This window comes from Phenylobacterium sp. (assembly GCF_044236515.1).
Lineage (GTDB): Bacteria > Pseudomonadota > Alphaproteobacteria > Caulobacterales > Caulobacteraceae > Phenylobacterium.
This window is the reverse complement of record NZ_JBIIGK010000098.1, coordinates 1-10,844: the sequence shown is the minus strand read 5'-3', so window position 1 is coordinate 10,844 and position 10,844 is coordinate 1. Positions and strand designations below refer to the sequence as shown.

At 71.5% G+C, this 10,844-nt stretch carries 10 protein-coding genes and 1 pseudogene; 3 read left to right on the top strand and 8 right to left on the bottom strand.

From position 1 onward, the window contains the following. From ACILRF_RS10870 to ACILRF_RS10860, 3 genes are all read right to left on the bottom strand, one after another. Positions 1–442: YaaA family protein (locus tag ACILRF_RS10870; RefSeq protein ID WP_395672753.1), on the bottom strand; the 442-nt coding region annotated here is incomplete at its 3' end. A gap of 94 nt (positions 443–536) precedes the next feature. Then, positions 537–1,946 carry an FAD-binding oxidoreductase gene (locus ACILRF_RS10865; protein WP_395672751.1) on the bottom strand — a complete coding sequence of 470 codons (1,410 nt, stop codon included), beginning with the start codon at positions 1,944–1,946 and terminating at the stop codon, positions 537–539. 24 nt (positions 1,947–1,970) lie between these two features. Then, complete coding sequence (locus ACILRF_RS10860; protein WP_395672750.1) at positions 1,971–2,909, bottom strand: L-threonylcarbamoyladenylate synthase; 939 nt, start codon at positions 2,907–2,909, stop codon at positions 1,971–1,973. 79 nt (positions 2,910–2,988) lie between these two features. Here ACILRF_RS10860 and ACILRF_RS10855 point away from each other — a divergent pair, with 79 nt between their 5' ends. Both ACILRF_RS10855 and ACILRF_RS10850 read left to right on the top strand, forming a co-directional pair. Continuing rightward, positions 2,989–4,737: an acyl-CoA dehydrogenase gene (locus ACILRF_RS10855; RefSeq protein ID WP_395672748.1), complete on the top strand. Its 1,749-nt coding sequence runs from the start codon at positions 2,989–2,991 to the stop codon at positions 4,735–4,737. Further along, positions 4,734–5,300 carry a DNA-3-methyladenine glycosylase gene (locus tag ACILRF_RS10850; RefSeq protein ID WP_395672746.1) on the top strand — a complete coding sequence of 189 codons (567 nt, stop codon included), beginning with the start codon at positions 4,734–4,736 and terminating at the stop codon, positions 5,298–5,300. Before ACILRF_RS10855 ends, ACILRF_RS10850 begins: the two co-directional genes overlap by 4 nt. Here ACILRF_RS10850 and ACILRF_RS10845 read toward each other — a convergent pair. Continuing rightward, entirely contained in the window at positions 5,279–5,761 is a 483-nt protein-coding gene (locus tag ACILRF_RS10845) for a peroxiredoxin (protein WP_395672744.1), read from the bottom strand. The genes ACILRF_RS10850 and ACILRF_RS10845 overlap by 22 nt on opposite strands. An 89-nt stretch (positions 5,762–5,850) precedes the next feature. Between ACILRF_RS10845 and ACILRF_RS10840 the strand changes: the two genes are divergently transcribed. Beyond that, positions 5,851–6,414 carry a YqgE/AlgH family protein gene (locus tag ACILRF_RS10840; protein ID WP_395672742.1) on the top strand — a complete coding sequence of 188 codons (564 nt, stop codon included), beginning with the start codon at positions 5,851–5,853 and terminating at the stop codon, positions 6,412–6,414. Positions 6,415–6,416: 2 nt separating this feature from the next. Here the strand turns inward: ACILRF_RS10840 and ACILRF_RS10835 are convergent, their stop codons facing one another. The 4 genes and pseudogenes from ACILRF_RS10835 to ACILRF_RS10820 form a co-directional block, all read right to left on the bottom strand. Continuing rightward, positions 6,417–8,084 carry a putative bifunctional diguanylate cyclase/phosphodiesterase gene (locus ACILRF_RS10835; protein WP_395672740.1) on the bottom strand — a complete coding sequence of 556 codons (1,668 nt, stop codon included), beginning with the start codon at positions 8,082–8,084 and terminating at the stop codon, positions 6,417–6,419. 46 nt (positions 8,085–8,130) lie between these two features. Then, positions 8,131–8,739, bottom strand: a complete 609-nt coding sequence (locus ACILRF_RS10830; protein ID WP_395672738.1) for a GNAT family N-acetyltransferase — start codon at positions 8,737–8,739, stop codon at positions 8,131–8,133. 44 nt (positions 8,740–8,783) lie between these two features. After that, positions 8,784–10,064, bottom strand: coding sequence for a M16 family metallopeptidase (locus ACILRF_RS10825; RefSeq protein ID WP_395672736.1), 1,281 nt, complete (start codon positions 10,062–10,064; stop codon positions 8,784–8,786). Next, a pseudogene (locus ACILRF_RS10820) lies at positions 10,039–10,844 on the bottom strand (threonine synthase); the annotation flags it as partial. The gene ACILRF_RS10825 and the pseudogene ACILRF_RS10820, both read right to left, overlap by 26 nt.

Genomic DNA, 10,844 nt, shown 5'->3' with positions numbered 1-10,844 from the left:
GCGCGCCCCAGAACTCGTAGAGGCTCGCCCCGCGCTTCGTCTTCAGGCGGGCGCCCATCTCCAGGCGGTAGGGCTGGATGGCGTCCATCGGCCGGAGCAGGCCGTAGAGCCCGGAGAGGATCCGCACATGATCCTGCGCCCAGGTCAGGGCCTTTCGGTCGAGGGTGCGGGCCTGCAGACCTGCGTAGACGTCGCCGTTGAAGGCGAAGGCGGCCTGAAGCCCATCTTCCGAGGCCGGGTCAAAGGCCTGGAAGCGCTCGCGGTTGAGCTTGGCGAGGCTCTCCGAAAGCGACATCAGCCGGCGCAGGTCGGCGACCTTCAGCACCCGGGTGGTCTTGGCGAGTTCGGCGGTGTCCTGCGCAAGCTCCGGCGCCGTCAGCGGCGCGAAGTCGGGACCGGCGCTAAAGTCCAGCGCCTTGGCCGGGGAGAGCACGACAAGCATGGCGCGGTCTTAAGGCCGGGCTTGCGCCTCGCCAAGGGTGATCCGAAGGCGGCGCCAGAGGCAATCAGACCGCAAAGACTGGGAAAGGACAGGGTCAGAAGAGGACGCGGGGATTGAGGATCCGCTTGGGGTCGAAGGCCTGCCGGATGGCGCGCATGGCGGCGACCTCCACCGGGCTCTTGTAGCGCAGGGCTTCGCCCGTCTTCATTGCGCCAAGGCCGTGTTCGGCGCTGATCGATCCGCCGAGTTCGTCGACGATGTCATGGACGCGGCGCGAGCCCTCGTCGCGCAGGGCCGCGTGTTGCGGGTCCGAGCCGCCGTCCGGCCGCAGCACGTCGTAGTGGATGTTGCCGTCGCCGACATGGCCGAATGCGGCGATCCGGCAATCGGGGACGAGGGCGCGCACCGCTGCATCGGCCCGCTCGAGGAAGGCGGCGACGCGGCTGACCGGCACCGAGACGTCGTGCTTCCAGGTCGCGCCTTCCGGCTTCTGGGCCGGGGACTGGTTCTCGCGGATCGCCCACAGGGCCTTGGCCTGGGTCTCGCCCTGGGCGACGACGGCGTCGCGGATCAGGCCAGCCTCGAAGCCGCCTTCGAGGAACCGCTCCATCGCCGCCTCCGCCGATCCGGGTTCGCCGGAGGCGAACTCCGCGAGGACGTACCAGGGGTGCGGCTCGGCCAGCGGATCGCGCGTGCCCGCGATATTGCGCAATGCGAAGTCAACGCCGATCCGGGACATCAGCTCGAACGCCTCGACAGCGCCGCCTGTCTCGTCCTTGGCGCGGGCCAGCAGCTCGATGGCGGCTGCGGGCGACTCGACACCGGCCATGGCCACCGCGCGGCTGGCCATCAGCGGATAGAGCTTCAGGGCCGCGGCGGTGACCACGCCGAGGGTGCCTTCGGCCCCGATCATCAGCTGTTTCAGGTCGTAGCCCGTGTTGTCCTTGCGCAGCCGTTTCAGGCCGTTCCAGATCTCGCCGTTGGGCATCACCGCCTCTAGGCCAAGCACCAGGCTGCGAGCCATGCCGTAGCGCAGCACCTGGGTGCCGCCGGCGTTGGTGGAGACGAAGCCGCCGACCGTGGCGCTGCCTTCCGAGGCCAGGCCCAGTGGGAAGCGGCGGCCGACCTGCGCGCTGGCCTCATGCACCGCACTGAGGGTCACCCCCGCCTCGGCGACCAGGACGTCGTCATAGGCGTCGACGTCCCGGATGGCGCGCAGCCGCTCGGTCGACAGCAGCACTTCGCCCATCGGGATCTGGCCGCCCACCAGGCCCGTGTTGCCGCCCTGGACCGTCAGGGGCACGCCGGCCGCGAAACAGATGCCGATAACGGCGGCGACGTCCTCGGTCGTGCGCGGGAGGGCGAGGAACGGCGTGTTCCCGACCCAGCGGTCGCGCCATTCCAGCAGCTTGGGGGCCAGGCGATCCGGCTCCTGGCTCCAGCCGCCCTCTCCAAGGACGGCCTTCAGGCGCGAGAGGATGTCGGCGGGGACGGGGGCTGTCATGCGGCGAGGATAGCGCCGCGGCGGCTATCCGACAAAGCCCGCGGCGCGACGAAGCCGGTCGTTGATCGCTTCCCCGAGGCCGGCCTCGGGGATCGGAGCGACGGCGATGCCGGTCGGGTTGGTCCGGTCGGCGGCCCGCAGGAAGGCGAAGAGGTTGGCGGCCGCCTCGGTGAGGTCGCCGGCCGGACTAAGGTTCCAGGCCCCCGCGTCCTGCCCAGGGCCCTGCGGCCCGAAGGTAAGCCAGGCTTCCCCCGGCAACGGTGCGGCGGCGTGCAGCCGGACCGGCGCGTTCGGCGCGTAGTGGCGGGTGAGGCGGCCCGGCGAGCGGCGGGCGTCGGCCTCGGCTTCCAAGAGCGGGCCGATCACCGCCTCGATCTGCGCCCGGGTCACGGCCCCGGGCCGCAGCAAGCGGGGCGCGTCGAGCAAGGCGACGACGGTGGATTCGAGGCCGACCTCGCACGGCCCACCGTCCATCGCGGCGGCGGCTGCGGAGCCGGTCTCCTCGAGGGCGTCGTCGAAGGTGGTCGGGCTGGGCCGGCCCGAGCGGTTGGCCGACGGCGCCACCACCGGCCCGCCGAACGCCGACAGCAGGGCCCGGGCGGCCGGGTGGGCGGGAACGCGCACGGCCACGGTATCGAGACCAGCCCGCGCGAGGTCGCAGACGCCCCCGTCGATGGCCGGCAGGACCAGGGTCAAGGGTCCCGGCCAGAAGCGTTCAGCCAGGCGCGCGGCGCGATCGTCGAAACGGGCGATGCGCGTCGCCGCTCCGACGTCGGCGACGTGGGCGATCAGCGGATTGAACGCCGGCCGTCCCTTGGCGGCGTAGACCCTAGCGACCGCCCGCGGATCGGCGGCGTCGGCCGCCAGGCCGTAGACCGTCTCCGTCGGCATCAGGACGAGGTCCCCGACGCGCAGGGCGGCCGCCGCCCGTTCCACCGCATGCTGGTCCACACCCGAGATCATGGGCGGCTCGGTACACGGCGCTTGCAGGCTTGGCGAGACGATCTCTAATCAGGGGTTCAACGGATCGACGGAGTTCGTGATGACGTTCCGCGCCCCAGTCCGCGAACTGGCGTTCGCCCTTTCCGCCGTCGGCCACGACGAGCTGGTCGACAAATATTTCCCGGACCTCGATGCCGAGACGGTCGAAGCTGTGCTGGAGGCGGCCGGCGCCTTCGCCGCCGACGTCCTGGCGCCGCTCAACCGCCCCGGCGACCTGGAGGGCGCACGGCTGGAGAACGGCGTGCCGCGGGCGCCCGCCGGCTTCGTCGGGGCCTATCGGCAGTTCATCGAACAGGGCTGGGCCTCGGTCGCTGCGGAGCCCGAGGCCGGCGGCCAGGGTCTCGGCAAGCCGCTGGAGACGGCGGTCTACGAAATGATCCAGGCGGCCAACATGGCGTTCGGTCTCTGCCCGATGCTGTCGATGGGGGCGATCGAGGCGCTGCAGCTGCAAGGCAATGAGCGGCAGAAGCGCCTCGTCCTGCCGAAGCTGGTCAGCGGCGAGTGGACCGGGGCCATGTGCATGACCGAGCCCCAGGCCGGGACCGACCTATCCGCCCTGACGACCCGAGCGGAGCCGGCCGGCGATGGGACCTATCGCCTGCACGGCGAGAAGATCTTCATCAGCTGGGGCGACCACGACTTGGCGGAGAACGTCGTGCACCTTGTGCTGGCCCGAACGCCGGACGCCCCGCCCGGCAACAAGGGCGTCAGCCTGTTCCTGACGTCGCGGCAGCGGCTGGGCGAGAACGGGGAGCTGGGGGCCCGCAACGATTTCCGCGCCGCCTCGCTGGAACACAAGCTCGGCATCCACGCCTCGCCGACCTGCGTCATGCTTTACGAGGGCGCCGAGGCGGAGCTGGTCGGCGAGTTGCACAACGGCATCGCCCATATGTTCGTGATGATGAACGCCGCGCGGCTGGCGGTCGGCGTGCAGGGCGTCGCCATCGCCGAGCGGGCGTTCCAGCAGGCCCTCTCCTATGCCCAGGAGCGGCGGCAAGGCCGGGCGCTTTGGGCTGCGGACGGGGCGATCATCGGCCACCCGGACGTGCGGCGGATGCTGGCGCTATCGAAGGCGCGGATCGCCGCGGCGCGGAGCCTTTGCCTCTACACCGCAGTGATGGCCGACATCGCCCACCGGACGGAAGACGCCGACGACCGGGCGCGGGCCCAGGCGCGGCTGGAGCTGCTGACCCCGATCGCCAAGGCCTGGTCCACGGACGTCGGCGTCGAGGTCGCCTCGACCTCGCTGCAGGTGCACGGCGGCATGGGGTTCATCGAGGAGACCGGCGCAGCGCAGCATTATCGCGATGCGCGGATCGCCCCGATCTACGAAGGCACCAACGGCATCCAGGCCCTCGACCTGATCGGCCGCAAGCTGGCCCAGGACGGGGCGGCGATGCGGGCGCTGATCGCCGACATGCGCCTCGACGCCGAGCGGCTGTCGAAGGCCGGCGAGCTGGCCGAGGTCGGCGGGCGGCTCGACGCGGCGATCGCGGCGCTGGAGGCCGCGACGGACTGGGTGGTGGCGCACCGCGGGGCGGACGCCCTGGCGGCGGCGACCCCTTATCTGAAGCTGGCAGGCGACGTGATCGGCGGCTGGATGCTCGGTCGCCACGCCCTGCTGGCGGCGGACCGGGCGGCCGGCGATCCCTGGCTGGCCGGCAAGGCGCCGCTGGCGAGGCTCTATGCCAGCCAGGTCCTGACCCTTGCCCCAGGGGCCAAGGAAGCGATCTGCGCCGGCGCGGACGACTTCGCCGCCGCCGACGTCGCGGTGCTCGCCGCCGAATGAGCCCGGAGTTCTGGCGCCGCCATCCGGCGGCGGTGGCGCGAGAGCTGATCGGCTGGACCCTGCGGGTCGACGGCGTCGGCGGACGGATCGTCGAGACCGAGGCCTATCATCACGAAGACCCCGCCTCCCACTCCTTCGCCGGGCCGACGGCGCGGAACGCCGCGATGTTCGGGCCAGTGGGTCGGGCGTACGTCTACCGCTCCTACGGCATCCATTGGTGCCTGAACTTCGTCTGCGGCGAGGATCCTGGCAGCGCCGTGCTGATCCGGGCGCTGGAGCCGACGCAGGGATTGGCGCGGATGGGTGAGCGAAGGGGGCTGACCGACGCGCGGGCGCTGTGCTCCGGCCCGGGGAAGCTTTGTCAGGCGCTGGCGATCAGCCGCGAACACGACGGCGCGGCCCTTGACCGGCCGCCGTTCGAGCTGGAGCCCGGGCCGGCGCCGGAGGTGATCGCCGGGCCGCGGATCGGCATCAGCAAGGCGGTCGAGGCGCCCTGGCGGTTCGGGGAGGCCGGCTCACGATTCCTGAGCCGGCCGTTTCCTCAGAGCTGGGCCAGCAGATAGTCGGCGCCGGAGACTTTGAATTCGCCGGGCTGCTCGACGTTGAGCGACTTCACGACGCCGTCGTCGACGATCATCGAATAGCGTTGCGAGCGCACGCCCATGCCGAACTTTGAGGCGTCGAAGTCGAGGCCGAGCGCCTGGGTGAAGGCCCCGCTGCCGTCGGCCAGCATGACGATGTCCTCGCCGACCGCCTGATCCTCCGCCCAAGCCCGCATCACGAAGGCGTCGTTGACCGATACGCAGGCGATAGCGTCCACGCCCTTGCCCTGAATGTCGCCAGCCATTTGCTTGAAGCCGGGGAGGTGCTTGGCCGAACAGGTCGGGGTGAAGGCGCCCGGCACGGCGAACAGGGCGATCCGTCGACCGCCGAAGAACTGGCCGCTCGACAGGGGCTTAGGACCCTCAGCGGTGGCCTCGGTCAGGGTCACCTCGGGAATGCGGTCGCCGACTTTGATGGTCATGTGGCCCTCTCAAACTTGAATGCGAGCGCACCCAAGCACGTGCGAAGGCGCCTTGAAAGCTCCTCGATGGAGGCGGAGATTGGCGGGCGATGAGTGACGGCTTCTTTTCCGGCCAGCTTCTGATCGCCATGCCCGGGATCTCCGATCCCCGGTTCGAGCGGGCGTTGATCCTGGTCTGCGCGCACGACGACCGGCATGCGATGGGGCTGGCGGTCAATCGTCCCGTCGAGGGGCTGACGGTGCCCGACCTGCTGGCGCGGCTCGACATCAAGTCGCAGATCAAGGCGCCGCCGGACCTGGTGCTGGTCGGCGGACCTGTCGAGCGTGAGCGGGGTTTCGTGCTGCACACCGACGACTATCGGGCCGAGCACAGCCTGGAAGTCGGCGACGGCGTCGCCCTGACGCCCACGCGCGATGCACTGGAGGCGATGGCCGAGGCGGGGCCGGCGCCGCGTCGCTCGGTCCTGGCGCTTGGCTACGCCGGCTGGGGCGCCGGCCAGCTCGAGAGCGAGATCAAGGAGAACGTCTGGCTGACCTGCGCGCCGGACGAGGCGCTGCTGTTCGGCGCCGACCACGAGCACAAATGGGCTCGGGCCCTGGCCAAGCTGGGCGTCGATCCCGAGCGGCTGAGCTTCACCGCCGGGCGGGCCTGAGCCTAGCCTCGGGTGCCGCGGGCGATGAGAGGCGCCGCGCCGTCGAGGTAGCTTTCATTGAGGTAGACCTCCGCCTCCTGGGCGGACAGGGCCGGGGCATAGCCGAAGCCCTGTCCGTAGTCGCAGCCGAGCGACAGCAGCTGGCGCGCCATGCCGGCGTTCTCGACGCCCTCGGCCACCACCTCCAACGACAGGTCGCCGCCGAGCTTGACCACCGACGAGACGATCTTCGCCGAGCCGTCGTTGGTGGCCATGGTGCGCACGAAGTAGCGGTCGATCTTCAGCGTGTCGAACGGCAGGCGCGTCAGATAGGACAGCGACGAGAAGCCGGTGCCGAAGTCGTCGAGCGCCAAGCCGGCGCCGGCGGCGCGCAGGTCGCTCAGCACCCGGGCGGCGCGCTCGGGATCGCGCATGACGTCGCTTTCGGTGACCTCCAGCTTCAGGGCGCCGGGCGGCAGGCCGGTGAGCTGGCGGATGGCGGCGACGTCGGCGACGAGGTCGGAACGTTCGAGCTCGCCGGTCGACAGATTGATGGCCACCGTCAGGTCGCCGGCGGCGCGGTGCTTGAGGCGCCAGCTGGCGAGCTGGGCGGCGGCCTCGCGCATCATCTGGGCGCCGAGCTCGGCCATCATGCCCATCTCGTCCAGCAACGGCAGGAACTGCTCTGGAGTCAGGAGACCGCGGCGCGGGTGGCGCCAGCGGACCAGCGCCTCGAAGCCAGACAGGGCGCCGGTCGAGAGGCGGACGATGGGTTGGTAGAAAGGCGAGAGCTCACCGCGGGACAAGGCGCCCTTCAGGTCCCCTTCGAGCGCCAGGCGCGAGAGACCATCGCTTTCAAGGCCGCGGCCATAGGCGGCGGCGGCGCCACGGCCGTTGGAGCGGGCGGTCTCGACGGCGAGTTCGGCCCGGCGCAGCAGTTCGGCCGCCTCCGGCGCGTCCGTCCCGCCGACCGCCTCCACCGCCCCCATCGACAGGCTGGGGTGGATGTCGAAGCCGGCGACCCGCAGTGGCTGTTCGAGCGCGCGGCGCAGGCCCTCGGCGCCGGGCGAGCCGGACTTCAGCACTAGGACCGCGAACTCGTCCTCCCCGATCCGGCCGAGCACCGCGCCCGGCGGCGTCGCGGCCGCCAGGCGCGAGCCGAGGGCGGCGAGCACCAGGTCGGCCCGCTCGTGGCCGAGCGCTTGGTTGAGCCGGCGCAGACGGTCGAGGTCGCCGACGATGAGTTCGTAGTCGCCGGCTACGTCGAGTTGTTCGCGAGCGCGTGAGACGAAGCTGCGTCGGTCGAGGAGGCCGGTGACCGGGTCGTTCTGGGCCGCGGCGAAGCGCGTCTCGGGAGCGACGACCCCCGCGGCGCGCGGGCCGTCCTCGAGCCAGACGCCGCGCCAGAGGCAGGTCTCGCCGCCGCGCATCCGCAGGCGCACGGCGATTTCGCTGCCTGGCTCCTGGACACGCAGCAGGTTCTCGGCGAGGGCGCGGTCCTGCGGCAGAGCGAGGGCGCGGAAGGCCGCCGAGGAGCAGTCGGGCGCCAGTGGGCCGAGGCCGAGGTTCCGCGAAGCGCCTGTCAGGCGCAGGCGATCGGCCTCCGGCTCCCAGGCCCAGAGCGCGACGTCGGCGGCGCCCAACGCCTCCAGCGTTGTCGCCGCATCCCAGGTCCACCGTTCGCTCGGCATGAACGCCCAAACTGTCGATACGCAGCGGGCGCGGAACGCACGCCCGTCAGACCAGCACGCCCTCGTCCGCCTCGAAAGGCTGGTGCGGCGTGGTCAGCCCGAACAGGACATGGTCTCGCCATTCGCCGTTAATTTTCAGATAAGCCTTGGCGTAGCCCTCCTCGGCGAAACCGGCCTTGGCGAGCAGGGTGCGAGAGGCCTGGTTCTGCGGGATGCACGCCGCTTCAAGCCGGTGCAGCGCCAGGGTGCGGAAGGCGAAGCCGCTTAGGGCGCGCAGGGCCGCGAGGGTCAGTCCCTGGCGGACGAACGGCCGGCCGCACCAGTAGCCCACCGACCCCATCTGCGCGACGCCACGGCGGATGTTCGACAGGGTGATGCCGCCGGTCAGGGCGCCGTCGCCTGGACGGGTGATGAAGAATGGATAGGCGACGCCGAGGTCACGATCGCGCTGGTAGGCGGCGAGACGCCGGCGGAAGGCGGCGCGGGACAGATCGTCGGCCGGCCAGGTCGGCTCCCAGGGCTGCAGGAAACTGCGGGACGCGGCGCGCAGCTCCCGCCATTCCAGGTAGTCCGCGGGTCGAGGCGGGCGCAGGACGACCCCGTCGCCCTCAATGCGCAGGCTGCTTTCCGGCGAGATCCAGTCCAGCAGGGCCATGGCGCAAGCTCGCGCGCATTTCAAAGGCGCGTCAATGCCTTTGCCTAGGCGAACAGCAGGCGGTCGGCGTCGGCGGCGGCTTTCAAGGCAGCCTTGGGGCCGAGGACGGCGACGGCGGCCTGGCGGGCTGCGAGGAGGCGGCCCGTCAGGCGGGCGAGGTCCTCGGCGGTGACGCGATCGACCTCGGCGGCTAGGTGCTCCGGATCAAGCAGCCGGCCGAACAGCAGGAGCTGGCCAGCGGCCTGTTCGGCGCGGGCCAGGGCGCCTTCGCGGCCCATGAACATCGAGCCTTTCAGTTGAGCCTTGGCGCGAGCGAGCTCGGCTTCGCCGACGGGCCTGAGGAGGCCCTGGATCTCGCCGGCCGTGACGCGGACGAGTTCGGCGACGTCCTCCGCCGCGCAGCCCGCGAAGACGCCGAGTACGCCGACGTCGGCGTAGGTCTCCGAATAGGCGTCGATGGCATAGGCCAGGCCGCGCTTTTCGCGGGCTTCCTGGAACAGGCGCGAAGCCATGCCGCCACCGAGAATCTCGGCCAGCAGGCGCAGGGCGAAGTAGTCCGGGTCCTGGACGCTGACGGCCGGCAGCAGGAGGACGACGTTCGCCTGCTCCAGCGGCCGGGCGACGGTGCGGACGCCGCCGTGAAAAGCGGCGGGCTCCGGCGCCGGGACGGCCAGGCCGGGGGTCATGGCCCCGAAGTCCCGTTCGGCGAGACGCAGCAGCTCGGCGGCGTCGACAGCGCCGGCGGCGCTGACGATCAGGGTCTCCGGCGCGTAGAGCGCGGCGCGCCAGTCGCCGAGGCTTTCCGGGGCGGCGCGGCCGATGCTCTTGGGCGTGCCGAGGATCGGACGGCCGAGCGGCTGGCCCTCGAAGGCGGCCTCCTGGGCCAGCTCGAAGACAAGGTCGTCGGGGGTGTCGGCGGCCTCGGCGATTTCCTGGGCGACGACCTGCTTCTCACGACGCAGATCGTCGGCGTCCATGGTCGGGCGCTGGACGAGGTCGGCGAGGACGGCCGAGCCCAGGTCGAGGCCGTGGCGCAGGGCCCGGACCTGGAAGCTGGTGCGCTCATAGCCGGTGGCGGCGTTGATGTTGCCGCCCTCGGCCTCGATGGCTTCGACGATGCCCTTGGCCGAGCGGCCGCCGGCGCCTTTGAAGACCATGTGCTCCAGGAGGTGCGACCAGCCGGAGCGGGCCTCGTCCTCGGAGCGGGCGCCGCGGCCGGCGACCACCGACAGGGCGATGGTCTGCAGGCCCGGAATGGGGTCGCAGACGACCCGCACCCCGTTCGGGAGCCTATGGACCTCAGGCCGCGGAGAAGGCGCGGACATGGGCCTTGATCGTCTCCGCGTCGGCCGGGAGACGCTCGAAACGCTCGGGCCGGCCGGCGAGGTCGGCGGCGCCGCGCGGCAGGGCGGGCGTCACGCCGGAGGCGTCCGCCACGTCCTCGGGGAACTTGGCGGCGTGGGCGGTGGAGAGCACCACCACCGGACCCGGCGCCGGCTCGGCCCGCTTCAGGGCGGCGAGGGCGACCGCGGTGTGCGGATCGACCAGCTCGCCGGTCTCGTTCAGCGTCGCCACGATCGTGCGGCGGGCCTCGTCGTCGCCGACGGCCAGGCCTCGGAACAGGCCGCGCATGGCCGAGAAGGCCTTGGGCGGGATGTCCAGGGCGCCGGCCGAGGCGAAGGCCTCGAAGGCGCGGGCGGTCTCGACCGGCTCGCGGTCGACGCACTCGAAGTACAGCCGCTCGAAGTTCGAGGCGGACTGGATGTCCATGGCCGGCGAGATCGTCGCCTGCACCTGGCCGCGGGCGTAGCGGCCGTCCTCGAAGGTGCGGGCTAGGATGTCGTTGGCGTTGGTCGCCACGATGATCCGGCCCACCGGCAAACCCATACGGCTGGCGACATAGCCCGCGAAGGCGTCGCCGAAATTCCCCGAGGGGACGCAGAAGTTCACCGCCCGGTGCGGCGCGCCGAGGGCCACCGCGGAGGTGAAATAGTACACCGCCTGGGCCGCGATCCTGGCAAAGTTAATCGAGTTCACGCCGGACAAATCGACGCTCTGGCGCAGGGGCCCGTCCTGGAAGGCCTGCTTCACGATGGCCTGGCAGT

Excerpts from the sequence above, each read along its gene's own strand:
- ACILRF_RS10865 (WP_395672751.1), bottom strand. The coding sequence starts at position 1,946 with ATGACAGCCCCCGTCCCCGCCGACATCCTCTCGCGCCTGAAGGCCGTC.
- ACILRF_RS10860 (WP_395672750.1), bottom strand. The coding sequence starts at position 2,909 with ATGATCTCGGGTGTGGACCAGCATGCGGTGGAACGGGCGGCGGCCGCC.
- ACILRF_RS10855 (WP_395672748.1), top strand. The coding sequence starts at position 2,989 with ATGACGTTCCGCGCCCCAGTCCGCGAACTGGCGTTCGCCCTTTCCGCC.
- ACILRF_RS10850 (WP_395672746.1), top strand. The coding sequence starts at position 4,734 with ATGAGCCCGGAGTTCTGGCGCCGCCATCCGGCGGCGGTGGCGCGAGAG.
- ACILRF_RS10845 (WP_395672744.1), bottom strand. The coding sequence starts at position 5,761 with ATGACCATCAAAGTCGGCGACCGCATTCCCGAGGTGACCCTGACCGAG.
- ACILRF_RS10840 (WP_395672742.1), top strand. The coding sequence starts at position 5,851 with ATGAGTGACGGCTTCTTTTCCGGCCAGCTTCTGATCGCCATGCCCGGG.
- ACILRF_RS10835 (WP_395672740.1), bottom strand. The coding sequence starts at position 8,084 with ATGCCGAGCGAACGGTGGACCTGGGATGCGGCGACAACGCTGGAGGCG.
- ACILRF_RS10830 (WP_395672738.1), bottom strand. The coding sequence starts at position 8,739 with ATGGCCCTGCTGGACTGGATCTCGCCGGAAAGCAGCCTGCGCATTGAG.
- ACILRF_RS10825 (WP_395672736.1), bottom strand. The coding sequence starts at position 10,064 with ATGTCCGCGCCTTCTCCGCGGCCTGAGGTCCATAGGCTCCCGAACGGG.